Origin of the sequence: Veillonella sp. 3627, assembly GCF_003992195.1 — a bacterium.
GTDB lineage: Bacteria > Bacillota > Negativicutes > Veillonellales > Veillonellaceae > F0422.
Genome location: NZ_RQVG01000004.1, coordinates 38,746 through 56,024 on the forward strand (window position 1 = coordinate 38,746; position 17,279 = coordinate 56,024).

The window sequence follows — 17,279 nt, forward strand, 5'->3', positions numbered from 1 at the left end:
GAGGTAGATTGAGTCTACACTCAACCTACCTCTATACTATATATCAATTCCTATTCTTAGTAAGGAACTTCTGTTTTACGAGCTACACCCGTTTTGATTGCTGTTTCAGCTACTGCTTTTGCTACTGCTAATGGAACACGTTTGTCGAATGCATTCGCTACTACATAGTCTTCTGCTAATTCTTCATCTGTTACAAGAGCTGCTAGCGCCTCAGCGGCTGCCAATTTCATTTCATCATTAATTTCACGTGCTTGTACATCGATGGCTCCACGGAAGATACCAGGGAATACATTCACATTATTGATTTGGTTAGGCGCATCGCTACGACCTGTACCCATCACACGTACGCCAGCTGCTTTCGCTTCTTCGTACATAACTTCTGGAACTGGGTTAGCCATAGCAAATACGATAGCATCATCCGCTAAGCTTTCCAAAATTTCTTTCGTGAAAGCACCTGCTGCAGATACACCTAACAATACGTCAGCGCCTTTTGCAATCTCCGCCAAGTTACCAGTTTTTGTTTCTTGACCCAATGTTTTAATCAACTCAGCTTGTAAAGAATCAAGACGTTTGTAGTCTTTGTTCAATACACCGGAGCTTACCATTAATGTAATGTTACGAGCGCCTGCTAAGTATAATAGACGAGCAATATTAGCACCCGCTGCACCAGCACCATTTACAACGATTTTAACTTTGGATAAATCTTTTTTCACAAAGCGAAGAGCTGCTTTTACACCTGCCAAACAAGCGATAGCTGTACCATGTTGATCATCATGGAATACAGGGATTTCTAGCTCTTTTTTCAAGCGATTTTCGATTTCGTAGCATTTAGGAGAAGAAATATCTTCTAAGTTAATGCCAGCAAAGTTTTTTTGCACTAATTTTACAGTGTTGATCAACACGTCTGGATCTTTTGTATCAATCACCAAAGGAATGCAATCTACATTGCCGAAACGTTTGAACAATAAGGATTTACCTTCCATAACTGGAATCGCAGCAGCTGCTCCGATATCACCTAAACCCAATACACGAGTACCGTCAGATACAACGGCTACCATATTAGAACGACATGTTAAGTCGAAGGATTTATCTTCATCTTCTTTGATGTGAAGGCATGGTTCTGCTACACCTGGAGTGTATGCTACCGTCAAGTCATGAGCATCTTTTAATTCGTATTTTGTTCCTGTTTGCAAGAAACCTTTTAGTTCCAAGCGTTTTTCAATTGCCTCTTGTTTTACGTCCATGGGAAAACCTCCTAGATTTTCAATGATGGTAAGTTTCTACCGTAGAATATTTCCGCCATCTCTTGTTTGAGTTGTTGGTTAATTTGTTTGCGCTCTTTTAGCGTCAAATCTTCTTCGGTAATACCAAACAAATAATTATTAATGTCGTACTCTTTCAGCATCATTTTGGTATGGAAAATATTTTCTTGATACACATTCACATCGATCATATTGTAGAGATTACGTGTTTTAGAGTTAATGTAATTTTGAATGGAGTTCATGCGATGATCCATGAATAATTTTTTACCATGAATATCACGAGTGAATCCACGTACTCTATAATCTAAGCTGATGATATCGGAATCAAAGCTATCAATAAGATAGTTTAATGCGTTGAGCGGAGAGATTTGACCACATGTGGACACGTCGATATCTGCACGGAATGTACTGACTCCATTATCTGGATGACTTTCAGGGTAGGTATGAACCGTCAAATGAGATTTATCAAGATGCATTACCACATCATCTTTATCTACTTTATCAACAGGTTCTTCCGAAATCAGGATGGTTACGCTTGCCCCTTGTGGATCATAGTCTTGCTTTGCCACATTCAACACATTGGCTCCGATAATATGTGAAACCTCTGTTAAAATATCAGTCAGGCGCTGTGCATTGTAAACTTCGTCAATGTATTCAATATATTGGCGTTTTTCTTCTTCTGTACGCGTATAACAAATATCATAAATATTAAAACTCAAGGTTTTCGTTAAATTGTTAAACCCATAGAGTTTCATTTTATTTGATTTTACAGATGTATCCATAACTTAATATCTGCCTTCCTTATAATACCTACCATTATTATATCGAATTAAATAAATATATTCAAGACTTTCGATATAAAATTTTCATTTTTTATTAATTACTTAATTATAGTGTGTCGCAATTGCTCCACCAATGCCCGTAGCGCCTTACCTCGATGGCTAATAGCTTGCTTTTGTTCCATAGAAATATTGGCCATCGTCGTTTTTAATTTTGGAATGTAAAAGTATGGATCGTAACCGAATCCACCTTTTCCCATTGGGCTTAACTGAATAAGTCCTTCACAAGTGCCTGTAGCTCGAACACATTGTCCATCCGGTGTAGCCCATACAAGAGCACATTGATAACGTGCTGTTCTATCACTTGGAGTAACATCCACCAATTCCGCTACTAATCGTCGATTATTATCTTCATCACTGCGATGCAGTCCTGCATAGCGCGCAGAATATACACCTGGTGCACCGCCTAAGGCATCTACTTCTAAGCCAGAATCATCTGCCACACAAGGCAAACCACAAGCCTCTGCATAGTATAAAGCCTTCAATTCTGCATTTTCCATAAAGGTAGTGCCAATTTCTTCTGGTTCATCAATATCTACAACGTCATCTATCGTACGCACTTCAAAGCCTAATTCTTCAAAGGCTGCGGTAAACTCTCGAATTTTTCCTTTATTCCGTGTGGCTAATACCACTGCTTTCGGTGCATTTTCATGACCCACCATGTTACCAATTTCACCTAATGCTTCACGTTGTACCGCCATTAGTTGTTGTGTACCAGCTTCACCTAAATCTAATAGGCTATTCAACTCATCTCTTGTGAAAGTCCCATGTTCACCTGTTCCTTGCACTTCTACTAATTGGCCTTTACCGGTACAAACCACATTCATATCCACAATGGCTGCACTATCTTCTTCATAGCACAAGTCTAGCATAGGACCATCTTCACCGATTCCCATAGAAATAGCTGCTAAATAGTCCGTTACAGGAAACTTACCATATCCATCGTACATAGAATAGATAGCATCTACTAAAGCCACAAAAGCCCCTGTAATCGAGGCAGTACGAGTGCCACCATCAGCTTGTAGTACATCACAGTCTACCGTAATTGATACTTCGCCTAAAGCTTCTAAGTCTACAACAGCTCGCAAGGCACGACCAATCAAACGTTGGATTTCCACGGTGCGACCTGTCTGTTTACCTTTTGCTGCCTCTCTAGGTACACGAGTATGTGTAGCTCGTGGTAACAAGGAATATTCTGCTGTCACCCAGCCTGTGCCAGTTCCTTTCAAAAAGCGGGGAACGCGATCCTCAACGCTAGCCGTACAAAGGACTTTTGTATTGCCACATTCAATTAGTACAGATCCCTCTGCATAGGCAGTGTAATGCCTAGTAATTTTCACAGGGCGTATTTCTTTTAAACTACGACCATCAATTCGCATCGTCATTCCTCATTTCCCATTACAATCGGATTATACATACCTCTTATTATACACAATCTTAGTACTGATTGGCAATTTGTGTATGCCTTTGACTGAGGGTTCTTTGAGTCGTTCATGAGTAGGCATTTTTGGTGTGAATCTCCTAAATGGCAGAATGCGGTGCACTCCCTCAGAAACGACACTACGTAATGTTTCTTCGGAAGTACACCGCATTCTGCTTAGCGTTAATATGAATTTTTCAAAAGCGCCTACTCACATTGCCGTATCATGATATCTATATATCAGTCAAAGGCAAACATATATGTTGAATCTGTCTATAAGATTGTGTATCCTCATCGTTATGTGAGAGGGATCCTCAAGGGGAGGGGAACAAGAGCTTTATCTATCCTTTTGCCGATAGATTATACGCCAAGCTATATGATGGATGTACAGTCTGTTGATAGTTTCTTTATCTCCTACGGAGTATATGTATGATTCTAGCTAGAAGTATACACAAAATAACATTGTGCATTTAGTTGCCTGTATTCTATGAGGAAGTAAATATAAGACAAGGATATCTGAACACAAAATGCGACATACCTAGTACAAACTATATAATACGGTTTGTGCCTCGTTATGTCGCATTTACTTTACATGATTTGATACCAAAACTCGTAGCATGGAGTTTAGGTACGTTTATAATGTTTGAACCTTACACTCTCAGCATAGAGTTTAGGAACGCTTGTGTTCTTGGGTTTTGTGGATTCCCGAAGACCTGTTCCGGGGTTCCTTCTTCTTGTATTTTACCGTCTGCCATGAAGATGACTCTGTCTGCTACTTCACGAGCGAATGCCATTTCATGGGTGACGATGATCATGGTCATATCTTCTTCGGCTAGTTCCTTGATGGTCCGCAATACTTCACTAGTATACTCTGGGTCCAAAGCGGAGGTAGGTTCATCGAAGAGCATGATTTCTGGTTTCATTGCCAATGCTCTAGCAATAGCGACCCTTTGTTTTTGTCCCCCTGACAAGGTGCTAGGGTATACGTCTCGTTTATCCCAGAGGCCTACTTTTTCTAATAAGGACTGTGCGATGGGCAAAATCTCTGCGTCTTTCATGCCTTTCACCATGCGAGGTGCCACCATGATATTTTCTAGGACTGTCATGTGCGGGAATAGGTTGAACGATTGGAATACCATCCCCATTTTGAGCAAGATTTGTTGCTGTTCTTCTTTCCCTACGTAAACCGCCGTCCCTGCGTTTTCCGGTGTGTCCACCAAGGTCGCCCCATCGACGGTAATGCTCCCTTTTTGGATTGTTTCTAATTGTCCTAAGCAACGAAGAAAGGTGGATTTCCCCGACCCAGAGGGACCGATGATGGACACCACTTCGCCACGTTCCATGGATAGTGACACATCTTGCAAAACCGCCACCGAGCCAAAGCTTTTTTCAATATGTAACATGTCTATGAAAGCCATGGTTTCCTCCTAATCTTCGTAAATCGCCATGCGGCGTTCTAAATATTGATACAGTTTCGTCAACACAAATGTCATAGCCAAGTAGAATACACCAGCTACGATGAAAGCTGTAATGTCGAAGTCTCGTTGTACAATGCTACGAGTGATTCGTAAAATATCATTCATAGCTAAGACATACACCAAGGATGTATCTTTCAGCAGTGTAATCGTTTCATTCGCTAATGGTGGCAATACTCGTTTGATGACCTGTGGCAAAATGATTTTGTACATCGTCTGCATATAAGTAAAGCCTAAGACCTTCGCCCCTTCATATTGTCCTTTTGGAATCGATTGGATACCACTGCGGAAAATTTCACACAAGTAGGCGATGTAATTCAACACGAAGGACAGTACCGCAGCCGTCATATCTGTGAGTTCAAAGCCATCAATCATAAATGGCAAACCATAATAGATGAGCAAAATTTGTAGCATTAACGGGGTGCCACGCATCACGTATACATAAGCATCCACGATGGTGGTCAACACTCGGTTTGTGCTCAATCGGAGCAGTGCCAAGAGCAATCCTCCTGGCACTGACAAGATGATGACGATGAAGAACAAGGACAAGGTCACCTGGAATCCGCCAGCAATAGCCGGAACTATTTGTAACATATACTCCAATACGTCCATGTTTATTTATACTCCTCTTTCGTCAAGATAGATGTGTCGCCAAACCATTTTTGCGCCAATTTGTCAGCCGTACCATCATTCATCACTTCTTGTAATGCAGCGTCAACTTTTGCTTTCAACGCTTCCTCTTCCTTGCGCATACCTACACCTACTTTTTCACTGGCGAAGGAGCCTGTAGCTACGGTGAACACATTGTTACCTTTTTTGCCGATTAAATAACGGCCTACCATTTCATCCACCACGACCGCATCAATACGGCCTAATTCTAGGTCCATGAAAGCGTTTACATAATCGCCATATTCTTTGACTTCTTTAAAGTTTTTAGATTGTGGATCATTTTTTACCGCTTCCAAACCAGTAGAACCTGATTGAACACCTACTCGTTTGCCATCGAGTTGGGCCTTGTCAGCAATACCAGCATCTGATTTCACAGCAATGATTTGGTCCCCACGAAGATATGGTTTAGAGAACAAAATATTGCGCTCCCGTTCCTTCGTAATGGTTAAACCATTCCACAACACATCAATGCGTTTAGATTTTAGTTCTGCTTCTTTACTATCCCAATCGATGGATTTAAATTCCACTTCAGAACCAATACGTTTTGCCACTTCTTTCGCAAGATCGATATCAAAACCTACGAGTTCACCTTTTTCATCTTTAAATCCCATAGGAGGAAAGTTATCATCTAAGCCGATAACAATTTTTTTCGGCACCTCTGTGTTCGCCTGCTTCGTAGACGCCCCACAACCTGCCACTAACCCCACAATTACCAGTGCACTAGCTGCTGCTAATACTGTTTTAGAACATTTTTGTAGCCAATTCATAATACTTTCTCCTCTCTACAGTTATGTAATCTCTATTTCATGATTACATTATACTTTAGTTAATTAAAGTTGTAAAGAGATAAATTGCAAAAATTTTATCATGTATTATGAAAGTAATTTATACTGACAACGCCCCTCCAATAACTAACTATCAAAACAAAAAGCGATATAGTAAGTTATGTACTCACTATATCGCTGATTTGCTCTTTACCTATATGTTTTATATCAATGCATGCTCTTTCGCAATAGCCTTTACTTCTTCTACAGTAAAGTTAGTGACTTCTGCAATCATTTCTAAGGACAAATGCTTACGCAACATCTGAATGACAACCTCAGCTTTACCTTCTGCCCGACCCTCAGCCACGCCTTCTTTCCAATATGTATAATGATCCATTGATAGCATTGAATATTCCTCCCTCCAAGCCTCACAATGTTTTGCTTCATCTACGGCACTTTCAATATCTGTTAGTAACTCATCCGATGCAGCATGACCGTCCACATAATCTAAGAACCGTTGCAACGGCTTCGAAATATCATTATAAAGAAACTATGTCAGAACAAAAAGTTAGAATCTATAGATTACACCTTAAGCTGATCTTTAAATTATATCTATATATGATAGGTTAGTAGAGGAACTCAAAGATAACATAGGATAGTCCAGAACAAAAGCATACCCAAAACCAAATGAGTTCATTACCTGTACCATCATCCCAAGTGGCTTCATCAGAAGTAGCCAATAGGATAGCAAAAAATGAGTATACAAACGATAGAATAGGCGCAACGATAAGTCCTTTTTCAACAATCATATAAATACCCATAAGTGCTACTGCAATAGCATGAGGAACTACCATGATTCTAAAACTAAAGGCATACATTAAGACTGCATAAGCAGCGTGAATTAGCAATACAGCAAACATATAGATTTTCCCCTTGTGCGAAAATAGACTCTGCCGTATAACAAACAGATATTACTCCTTGATAAGAGAGTAACATGTTTTCTAGTCCTATTCAAGTATTTTTATATCGATTCAGTGCCTCTAAGACTTTCATTTTATCTTGATGACTCAGAAACTGTAAGCTAATAGGCACGATATATATACCGCCCGTTTCTGTTTGCACATACAAAGTTTTCCAGTCCTCTCCGAATCCCATGACACCTTGATAATGCACAAAGGTTAAATATAAGTCCGGTGCAAAAAAACGTTCAATTCTTTCTTTTACCAATATAGGTGTCCGTTTTAGAATGAGCCCTTCTGTAGCAATATAAATCTCCACATCGTCTTGCTGGTACATGCGCAATAATGCGTAGACAGATACCACCATAAGAAGAAGCATCCACATATTGAAGCTATGACCCAGTTCTCGATATAGAAGCACTCCACGATACAGTCCCCAAGCGGCGATAGCTGCATACACTAGTTGAAATCCCCATATCATAACAGAGGAATTATGTAATTCTTCTTGAATCGCTCCACAAGGAAACAGTTCTTCTACTTCTTTACGTTTCATAGTTTCTCTCCCAAACAGCACTCCAACCTCTATGTATTTCTACTCAACACCTCTATAGACAGCATCTACTTGTCTGCTTCATACATATCCCACTATACTTCCTCACAACGTCTTAGTATAGATGATTAAAAAGATGTAATGAAATGCTACATACGCATCTCATTACATCTTACTATTACTTACGTCGTAGGCCCATAGCTTCTTCTACACGAGCCAATGTTACGTTCGCCACAGCGGCTGCTTTTTCAGCACCTTCTGTCAAAATCGTATCTAGCTCAGGGCTGTCGATTAATTCTGCATACCGCTCATGGATCGGTGTCATTGCTCCTACTAATAGGTCTGCAATATCACCTTTGAAAGTTCCATAATTTTTGCCAGCATACATGCTTTCAATAGCCTCAAAGGAATCTCCTGTTAAAGCATTGTAAATGCCCATCAAATTGGAGATACCTGGCTGTTTTTCTTTATCGTAGCGCACAACGCCCTCAGAATCAGTGGCTGCCTTTTTAATCTTCTTCACCACTACATCTGGTGTATCCAACAAGCGGATGGTCGCCCAATTATTATCATCGGACTTACTCATTTTTTTCGTTGGATCTTGTAAGGACATCACACGAGCACCACCTACGGTAGTTTTAATGTCTGGCATAGCGAATACTTCACCATATTTGAAATTGAAACGTTGCGCCAAGTCACGAGTTAACTCGATGTGTTGACGTTGGTCATCTCCTACAGGCACATAGTTGGTTTGATATAACAAAATATCCGCCGCCATCAATGGTGGGTATGTCAACAAACCAGCTGGGATGGTTTCCCCTTGTTTCGCCGATTTATCTTTGTATTGCGTCATACGCTCTAATTCACCGATGGAACTTAAGGTTGTTAAAATCCAACCCAACTGCGCATGAGCAGGTACTTCGGATTGCACAAACAAAGTCACTTTATTAGGGTCCAAACCTACTGCTAAATATAAGGCAGCAAGGCTTCGCGTATTGTGGATTAAATCTTTTGGATCTTGTGGTACTGTGATAGCATGTTGGTTCACAATACAGTAAAAACAATCATGGTCATCTTGGAACGTTAAGAAGTTGCGAAGAGCTCCAAGGTAATTGCCAATGGTTAACTCACCGCTAGGTTGTATTCCCGAAAATATAACAGACATAGTATCTCCTATTCTACGGTTACAGATTTTGCCAAGTTTCTTGGTTTATCTACATCAGCACCGCGAGTGATAGCTGCATAATAGGACAACAATTGCAATGGTACAACGGCTAAGATAGGCACTGTGAAAGCATCAGTTTTTGGCACGAAGATAGTATGGTCAACATATTTCGCCAACTCTTCGTCACCTTTCATACCCACACCGATTACGATAGCATCACGAGCTTTTACTTCTTTGATGTTGCTCATCATTTTTTCACGTACCGATTCTTGTGTTGCCAAGGCGATCACAGGAATGCCTTCTTCGATCAATGCCAAAGTACCATGTTTCAACTCACCACCTGCATAAGCCTCTGCATGGATGTAGGAAATTTCTTTCAATTTCAAAGACCCTTCCATAGCCACTGCATAGTCGATTAAACGGCCTAAGAAGAACGCATCTTCTTTGTAACCGTAATGGTTGGCAAAGGCTTTGATTTCATCTACGTTTTCAAAGATTTCATGAGTCAATGTAGGTAACTCTTGTAAGTTTGTCAAAATTTCGTGTTTTACTGCTTCATCGATGCGACCATTTAATTGACCTAAGTACACTGCTAATAACAATAAAGCTACTAATTGTGTGGTGTACGCTTTTGTGGATGCTACGGCGATTTCAGGACCTGCCCAAGTGTAGATTACTTGATCCGCTTCACGAGATACGGCGGAACCCACTACGTTAGTAATACCTAAAGATTTAGCACCTAAGCGTTTTGCTTCTTTCAAGGCAGACAATGTATCGCTAGTTTCACCAGATTGGCTGATGACGATGCATAAGGTATCTTCATCCGTTAATGGTGTACGGTAACGGTATTCAGAAGCGATATCTACTTCTACTGGAATACGAGCTAATTGCTCAATGTAGTATTTCGCTACTAACCCTGCATGGTACGCCGTACCACACGCTGTAATCAAGATGCGCTTGATGCCTTTCACTGTGTCTGGTGTCCAGTTTAATTCATCATACACTACTTCTGTAGCATCTTTATTAATACGACCGCTCAACGTATCACGAATCGCTTTTGGTTGTTCGTAAATTTCTTTTAACATGAAGTGCTCATAGCCACCTTTTTCAGCCGCTTCTGCATTCCATGTGACATGATAAATGTCTTTTTGTACTGGTTGACCAGCTCGGTCAGTGATTGTAACGCTATCTGGTGTCACAATAACAACTTCGTTGTCGTTGATGATATATGTTTCACGAGTGCGTTGAATAATAGCTGGGATATCGGAAGCAATGAAGTTTTCACCGTTTCCTAAGCCCACTACCAATGGATTATCTTTTTTTGTAGCAATGATTTTATTTGGTTCATCAGCGCAAACCATTACTAAAGAATAAGACCCTTCGATGCGATCTAGCATACGGCGAACGGTACTTTCAAAGTTGCCATCATACATATCGCTCAATAAGTGAGCTACTACTTCTGTATCTGTTTCAGATGTAAATTCAACACCTTTGGCCAATAACTCTTCTTTCAATGGCATGTAGTTTTCAATGATACCATTGTGCACTACGGCAAATTTTCCATCTGTACTTGTATGCGGGTGCGCATTCATATCGCTTGGACGACCATGAGTAGCCCAACGAGTATGACCGATACCAATATGACCTTGATTAGGATCTGCTTTTACCACAGCTTCCAAATTCGCCAAACGGCCCATTTTCTTTTGTACTTTAATTACATTATTTTCGCCTACTACGGCAATCCCTGCAGAATCATATCCGCGGTATTCTAATTTCTCCAAACCTTCCAGCATAAAATCTGCTGCATTTTCAAATCCAATATATCCTACGATACCACACATGGTATATTCCTCCTTGATTAATTCATTCATGTTGCTTCTGAAAGTAGCCTTTGTGCACCCAGTTACCTTGGTGTTTTGCTCTACTTCTACGACTGAAGCTAGCCGAGAGGCATCCGCTGAATTTCGATACTCCTCTACCTCGTCCACTGTGAAAGCTGTCTCTTCCCAGCGCTTGCGCTATTCGCCTTTACGAATTTGGTCCCTCCTTTGCATGTGTTTCGACAGTTCTGTTGACTATGCCTAAGTCTTTAAAAATAGTCATAATCAGTAGTATTATACTTCATATGAGCCGTTACTGTAAAGAAATAAACAAATTTGTTATTAGGCATATATAATGTTGTCATAGTATATAGATAAATAAATGTGCCCAAAAGGTGGTAAAAATATAATAGAGGAACGCTGATCTAAGTGTATCAACATTCCTCTATTATGCTATCATGCTATTTACGTCTCTTCTGCAATGACTCCATCACGACATAATAGTCGATGATTCCCTACCGCAGCAGCCTCTTCTTCACTATGAGTAACCCACAAGCAGGGGATAGCCCATTCAGAAATAATAGCAACTAAATCTTGTTGCAACTGAGCACGTAAGTTCACATCTAACGCCGTAAGCGGTTCGTCTAGGATAAGTAATACTGGTTTTGAGTACAGTGCTCGTCCTAAGGCCACCCGTTGTTGCTCCCCACCAGATAAGCCTTTGGCTTTCTTCTTAAGATGTGGTGTCAATCGCAAACGCTCCACAATATGATCGAATAGCTCTGGAGAACCTTGTTTACTATACCGAATATTCTCCTCTACAGTCATATGAGGAAATACAATATTGCCTTGCGGCATATAGCCAATGTGTCGTTCTTGGGTAGGTACGCCTGTTCCCTTTTCGAACCATACCTCATTATTGGCTGTAATCCTACCTTCTTTTGGCGTCAACAATCCACACAAAGCTTTCAAAAATGTAGATTTTCCACTTCCAGAAGGGCCCATCAATGTAGTAATGCCTTCTTGTAATGTGCCTTGGGCTTTCACAACAAAAGTCCCTCGTTCTATGACGATATCAAAGGAAATCATAGTACCTCCTTACCGATTTGAGAAGAGGGAACCTTTGGTTAGACCTTGAATGGCCCACACAAGCCCCAATGTTAAAATACAAATATAAATCACTAATTCAAATGCACCGTTATAATCGCCAAATTCTACGAGAGAATAAATGGCTAATGGCATAGTTCTCGTCACACCTGGAATATTTCCAGCGATCAAAATAGTAGCCCCGAATTCACCAAGTCCACGCGCAAAACACAGAATGGAACCGCTGAGGATTCCTTTCCACGCCAATGGCAAGGAAATCGACCAGAACACGCGAAACTCGGAGGCTCCCAAGGTGCGAGCTACATCTTCCATATCGCTATCAATGGCAGCTAAGGCTGTTCGCACTGATTGATAAAATAACGGAAAGCTCACCACTGCAGATGCTATAATAGCTCCTATCTTAGAGAAAACTACACGAATTCCGTGTGCCTCTAACCAGGCACCAAAAGCATTACCTGGGGAGAATATGATAAGTAACACAAAACCCAATACCACCGGTGGTAATACCAAAGGCAGTGTAAAAAAAGAATCAATTAAAGATTTCCCTGGAAAGGCATAGTGTTTCATCACATAGTTCAAACTTAGCCCGAAAATAGCGTTAATTATAAGTGCTATGAACGCCACTTCTACGGATAACTGTAAAGCTATCATTGTTTCACTGGTTCAGCAAAGCCCCATTTAGCCAATACTTCGCTAGCCTCTTTACTTGTTAAGAACGCATAGAAATCTTCTGTTAATTTATTTTGATTCTTTTTCACTACGCCGATAGGGTACTCGATCGGTGCATGTAATTTAGCATCTACTGTAGCAGAAATGTCTACTTTATCCTTCAATGCCAATGCATCAGTTTTGTACACAAATCCTACATCAGCTGCCCCTTCCGCAATATACGCACCAACTGCTTTTACGTCTTTCGCAAATACAATGTTAGGTTCTACTGCATCCCACAAATTCGCTTTTGTTAAGGATTCTTTCGCATATTTGCCTGCTGGTACTGTTTCTACAGTGCCGATAGCTACTCGTTTTGCATTCGTAATATTGTCCAATGTAACAGCCTCTTTACCTTTTGGTACGATCATTACCAATGTGTTTGCTACGAATGGGCGAATATTATCCATTAAACCTTTTTCATTTAATTGATCCATATTCTTTTTGTTCGCAGAAATAAAGATACTAGATGGCGCGCCTTCTTCAATCTGTTGACGTAATGTGCCAGATCCTGCATACACAACATTGATTTGTTCCGGTTTTAAATTATGTTTTTTCACATAGTCTGCTTTCAGCTCTTCCAATGCCCCTTGCATACTAGCTGCTGCAGATACAGTGATGGTTTCATTTGTAGATGGTGTTGTAGACGATGTAGTACCTTGTCCACCGCAGCCAGCTAATGCCAACACTCCTATCATAAGTAAACCCATAAACCAATTACGCTTCATAATGATATCCTCCCTAATTAAAATATATACACTTAGAAGCTTACTACATATTCTCATTATACTAGAAAAGCAACAGTAAGCAAAATGAATTTAGTTACATGTGGTACAATAAAGATGACAACTATACAACCTAAGGAGGTTATCTATTATGGATTTATTTTTTCACATCATTCTCACCAGTATCGTCCCCATTTTATTACTTACCCTCATGGGGGTCTTATTAGATCGATGGTTTCACCTCGATTTACGAACACTAAGCAAACTGAACTTTTACTTATTTTTGCCCGCTTATATTTTGAAATCCTTTTATGTCACCGATTTAACCCATGAAAGCTTTGAAATTTTTGGCTGTGCCCTCATTATTTTATTTGCTAACTCAGCCTTAGCAGGCATCGTCGCTAAGTGGCAAGGTTATAATTTAGGAAAAACAGAAATCGTCCGCAACGCAGTGATGTTTTCCAACATTGGTAACCTAGGAGTAGCCTTAGGGACTTTCGTCTTTGCCAATGATCCATACATCATCGATGGATCTACCCCCTATTTACATGATGGGGTTATCGCCATTATCGCTACTTTTATTATCCAAACTGTGTTCTGTAACTCTTTAGGATTCTATCAAGCTGGCAAAGGGAAATTAACCACCGCAGAATCTTTGCGTACCATCTTACATATTCCTATTATGTATTGTGTGCCTATATCCATCATTGCTCATTACTACATTCCTATCGATTTCACGCAAACCATTATATGGGGACCTTTAGATATATTCGGCCGTTGCTTTGTAGGCGCAGCTATGCTCACCCTAGGAGTACAGTTGAACCGTACACCTTGGAACTTCATCAAGAAAGATGTGATGATTACTTCTTTTCTACGGTTAATTGCAGGTCCTCTGTTGGCCCTCATCGTAGTACTTCCTGTAACTATGTACTACACACCATTAAGTGCTATCGCAGCGCAAAGTATTATCATCGCTTACGCAGTCCCATCAGCCGTAAATACCGCTCTTATGGCTGTGGAAATGAACAACAATCCAGAACTAGCTACACAAATTGTACTAGCCACTACAGTTCTTTCCTCTTTTACTATGCCCCTAGCTATATTATTGGCATACTATGTATTCCCCTTATAGCTAACACTTTGGTGCGTCAATTCACTTGATATAGTAAACAAATTAACGTATACAGGTACATTCATGTCTGCTATGTAACTGTATAGCAGTCAATAGTCTAGATCAATAACACGATATAAAAACTATGCGATACCCTACTCTGCCATAAAAGCATAAAACTCTAAGAAACTATCTAACAATGTAACAATACATTGCTAGATAGTTTTTTACATGCAAAAAGGGCTGCTTTCGCAACCCTCCTACATGCTCTGTACTTATTGATGCCCTACGTGCTCTAATCCTTGACGAATTAACACGATAACATGGTCATCATTCAATCGATACCAAGCTGTTTTTCCTTCTTTTCTAAATGTTACAAGTCTTGCTTGACGCAACACACGTAACTGATGAGATATAGCTGACTGGCCCATATCCATAGAATCTGCAATTTCAGTTACACACATTTCTTTCTGAAGCAGATGTCTAACAATACGCAACCGCGTTGGATCCCCTAGGACCTTGAATAGTTCAGCTAACAATTGTGTTTCCAACTCTTGTTGATTTGTTTCCATCTTAACCTCGCTATCATATAGTAATCCATTCTCTCTAATTAGAGTTTGGTATTACTATTATATCATTTTTTTCCTGTTCTGTATCACCAATTTTTTCCAAAAGAACACGAGAATCTTTTTCTTGATCCACTACACTCTCTGGCGTGGCTAATTCTAAGGGTACACCTTTGGCATAGACACCAGTAACTACCCCATATCCATCACGTAATTTCATAGTACCAATCAATGTCCCACGATAATTCGTATAGAATTTTTTATCCACTTTACTAAGGTCTACTTTGACACGATTGAAAGGAATGGAAAACTCCACCACTCCATGGTCAAATCGCTTTACATTAGCCCGAATATATTCTTGATCTTTCGGTGTTTCATCTGTGGCTGATACCACTTGTAATACACCAGACTGTTTAGGTGTGACAATGACATATACCTCATGACCTACTTCTGGGGTCTCTTTACCTTCCCAATTGGCATACGATCCTAAAAATTCCACTTCTAAATAGTCCGAAGGTACCCAACCAATGTGACGACTTACTTTCACAGGCCATTGATATTCTGTACCACCTTGTAGCAAAGTTGTATAACGTTGTTGAATGTAGAACTGGCTCAGCAAGGCAACGATGGCAGCCAGAGCAAAGACAATCCATTTTTGATATCTCATCGTTCTTCCTCCTTCACTACACCCTCAGAGTCTACTACTTTCACGTCCTTTGATACAGCTTGCTCTCCCAATGGAAATTCCTCCATTGTTGGATCTGTTGACTGACGACGAGCTTGTCGAACACGCTGATTTACCTTAACCCTTTGTAGTCGTTTACGCCATAAATATAAGGCATTGATACCTAATACAATGACCCCTAGCACTAAGAACGATACACCTCGCTCCACAAAAGTAAAGCTAGGATCAAAGAATCGAGCTCCAAACATAGCAATTAGCGTCAAAATACTACTATTCAATAAGCTCACCTTTTTCACCAAGGTGCCACAAATAAAAGTCCCTAAAGCTGCTACTAAAATATATGCATTAAATAGGATGGACGTCAAAATAGGTGTCGCCCCAGAGACAGTGACCACATAGCATCCAAAGATTACAAAAGGAATCAATCCGATAGTGCTTTCAATACGCTTAGCTAATACTAAACGACGCAATACAAGAACTGCTATGCCTAAGCTCAATACCATGCAAAACCATAGCCACCATGCCATGGTGCTTTCACCAATGCGAATCCATGTACTAATGTAAGTACCTTCCACAATGGTGTACAACAGAGCAATGGCACCTATACCTTTACAAGGAAGTGCTAAGAGGGCAATTTTCTTTTCTAATGTGCCTAAGCCGTAGGTAACGGCGCCCAATACACTAATAAAAAATAAATTCATTTGTGGCTCATAGGTGGATAAGATGAAGAATACTTCCCCAAAAATGGCACCAATAAAGGCCCAAGATACAGATACTAACAAGGAATCTTTCGACCCCTGATACTTACCAAATCTACGAATATAGTATGGTACTGCTACTAATAAAAGTCCTCCCACTGCTACAGGCCCTACCCAAGTATTTAAAGGATGGCTAGAAAAACTCCACCCCAATACACCAATAAGATATAAAATCATACCTAGAGCCGAATCCAAGACATAAATAATCGGCAAGGCACAGCAAAGAATGATAAGCACATATAGCCCCATATGCTCACCTGTATAGAAAGTATCTGCTACCAACAAAGTAGTGGCTGTCAACAGTCCCATATAAATAACAGTAATGCTTTCTGCTACCATACTAGCTGGCTTTGCTTTCCATACACCACCACCGACCACAGCAATAGCTAATAACAAGATTGCCAAGGACCAATCAAATCGTCCATTAGGTGAAAACCCATACCAATATCCCGCAAAAAGCAAAATAATTCCCAGCAAAATAAGTATAGCTCCACCTAACACTGTAATTAATCGTGTCCAAGATGGGCCCTCTTTAGGGATAAAACCGTACTTTGCTTGTAGCTGATGGCTCTGTTCTTCTGAAATAATTCCCTCTTCTTTCCATTGGTCAAGCTCTTTGTGCAACCAATGTATATGTTTTACATTCATATGCCTCTCCATAAAAAAAGGCTTTGCTCAGAGAACAAAGCCTTATAT

18 protein-coding genes and 1 pseudogene are annotated in these 17,279 nt (G+C 40.3%); 1 reads left to right on the top strand and 18 read right to left on the bottom strand.

All coding sequences use genetic code 11. The features are described 5' to 3' along the window. Window positions 1-56: 56 nt before the first annotated feature. The 15 genes and pseudogenes from EO114_RS03080 to modA all read right to left on the bottom strand — a co-directional run bounded on the left by EO114_RS03080 (window position 57) and on the right by modA (window position 13,466). Window positions 57-1,244, bottom strand: coding sequence for an NADP-dependent malic enzyme (locus EO114_RS03080; protein WP_009353334.1), 1,188 nt, complete (start codon window positions 1,242-1,244; stop codon window positions 57-59). 11 nt (window positions 1,245-1,255) lie between these two features. Further along, window positions 1,256-2,044, bottom strand: a complete 789-nt coding sequence (speD, locus tag EO114_RS03085; RefSeq protein WP_009353328.1) for an adenosylmethionine decarboxylase — start codon at window positions 2,042-2,044, stop codon at window positions 1,256-1,258. 98 nt (window positions 2,045-2,142) lie between these two features. Beyond that, entirely contained in the window at window positions 2,143-2,763 is a 621-nt protein-coding gene (locus EO114_RS07970; RefSeq protein ID WP_231723404.1) for an XTP/dITP diphosphatase, read from the bottom strand. Next, window positions 2,755-3,480, bottom strand: a pseudogene (rph, locus tag EO114_RS07975) (ribonuclease PH); the annotation flags it as partial. The gene EO114_RS07970 and the pseudogene rph, both read right to left, overlap by 9 nt. 691 nt (window positions 3,481-4,171) lie before the next feature. Then, complete coding sequence (locus tag EO114_RS03095; protein WP_127061476.1) at window positions 4,172-4,939, bottom strand: amino acid ABC transporter ATP-binding protein; 768 nt, start codon at window positions 4,937-4,939, stop codon at window positions 4,172-4,174. A gap of 9 nt (window positions 4,940-4,948) precedes the next feature. After that, window positions 4,949-5,608, bottom strand: a complete 660-nt coding sequence (locus tag EO114_RS03100; protein ID WP_206168662.1) for an amino acid ABC transporter permease — start codon at window positions 5,606-5,608, stop codon at window positions 4,949-4,951. A gap of 2 nt (window positions 5,609-5,610) precedes the next feature. Beyond that, window positions 5,611-6,432, bottom strand: a complete 822-nt coding sequence (locus EO114_RS03105) for an amino acid ABC transporter substrate-binding protein (protein ID WP_127061479.1) — start codon at window positions 6,430-6,432, stop codon at window positions 5,611-5,613. Between the two features lie 220 nt (window positions 6,433-6,652). Further along, entirely contained in the window at window positions 6,653-6,952 is a 300-nt protein-coding gene (locus EO114_RS03110; protein ID WP_127061481.1) for a hypothetical protein, read from the bottom strand. A 103-nt stretch (window positions 6,953-7,055) separates the two neighbouring features. Continuing rightward, entirely contained in the window at window positions 7,056-7,349 is a 294-nt protein-coding gene (locus EO114_RS03115; RefSeq protein WP_127061483.1) for a hypothetical protein, read from the bottom strand. A 91-nt stretch (window positions 7,350-7,440) separates the two neighbouring features. Next, window positions 7,441-7,941: a hypothetical protein gene (locus EO114_RS03120; RefSeq protein WP_127061486.1), complete on the bottom strand. Its 501-nt coding sequence runs from the start codon at window positions 7,939-7,941 to the stop codon at window positions 7,441-7,443. Window positions 7,942-8,116: 175 nt separating this feature from the next. Next, window positions 8,117-9,103, bottom strand: coding sequence for a tryptophan--tRNA ligase (trpS, locus tag EO114_RS03125; protein ID WP_127061488.1), 987 nt, complete (start codon window positions 9,101-9,103; stop codon window positions 8,117-8,119). Between the two features lie 8 nt (window positions 9,104-9,111). Continuing rightward, window positions 9,112-10,944 (bottom strand): glutamine--fructose-6-phosphate transaminase (isomerizing), encoded by a 1,833-nt coding sequence (gene glmS, locus EO114_RS03130; protein ID WP_009353421.1) that lies wholly within the window; start codon window positions 10,942-10,944, stop codon window positions 9,112-9,114. Window positions 10,945-11,388: 444 nt separating this feature from the next. Next, window positions 11,389-12,012: an ATP-binding cassette domain-containing protein gene (locus EO114_RS03135; RefSeq protein ID WP_009353310.1), complete on the bottom strand. Its 624-nt coding sequence runs from the start codon at window positions 12,010-12,012 to the stop codon at window positions 11,389-11,391. 9 nt (window positions 12,013-12,021) lie between these two features. Further along, window positions 12,022-12,681, bottom strand: a complete 660-nt coding sequence (gene modB, locus EO114_RS03140) for a molybdate ABC transporter permease subunit (RefSeq protein WP_009353382.1) — start codon at window positions 12,679-12,681, stop codon at window positions 12,022-12,024. Further along, the gene (gene modA, locus EO114_RS03145; RefSeq protein ID WP_009353266.1) at window positions 12,678-13,466 is read right to left on the bottom strand and encodes a molybdate ABC transporter substrate-binding protein; all 789 of its coding nucleotides are present in this window, start codon (window positions 13,464-13,466) and stop codon (window positions 12,678-12,680) included. Before modA ends, modB begins: the two co-directional genes overlap by 4 nt. Window positions 13,467-13,614: 148 nt before the next feature. Between modA and EO114_RS03150 the strand changes: the two genes are divergently transcribed. Continuing rightward, window positions 13,615-14,595, top strand: a complete 981-nt coding sequence (locus EO114_RS03150) for an AEC family transporter (protein WP_009353309.1) — start codon at window positions 13,615-13,617, stop codon at window positions 14,593-14,595. Window positions 14,596-14,849: 254 nt separating this feature from the next. On the opposite strand, the gene EO114_RS03155 is transcribed toward EO114_RS03150, so the two are convergent. Genes EO114_RS03155 through EO114_RS03165 form a run of 3 tightly spaced genes read right to left on the bottom strand, consistent with a single transcriptional unit; the run spans window position 14,850 to window position 17,231 of the window. After that, window positions 14,850-15,146, bottom strand: coding sequence for a metalloregulator ArsR/SmtB family transcription factor (locus tag EO114_RS03155; protein ID WP_009353411.1), 297 nt, complete (start codon window positions 15,144-15,146; stop codon window positions 14,850-14,852). 34 nt (window positions 15,147-15,180) lie between these two features. Next, window positions 15,181-15,807 (bottom strand): hypothetical protein, encoded by a 627-nt coding sequence (locus tag EO114_RS03160; protein ID WP_127061491.1) that lies wholly within the window; start codon window positions 15,805-15,807, stop codon window positions 15,181-15,183. Further along, window positions 15,804-17,231 (bottom strand): DUF2157 domain-containing protein, encoded by a 1,428-nt coding sequence (locus EO114_RS03165; RefSeq protein ID WP_164723753.1) that lies wholly within the window; start codon window positions 17,229-17,231, stop codon window positions 15,804-15,806. The genes EO114_RS03160 and EO114_RS03165 overlap by 4 nt, the downstream gene beginning before the upstream one ends. Between the last annotated feature and the right edge of the window lie 48 nt (window positions 17,232-17,279).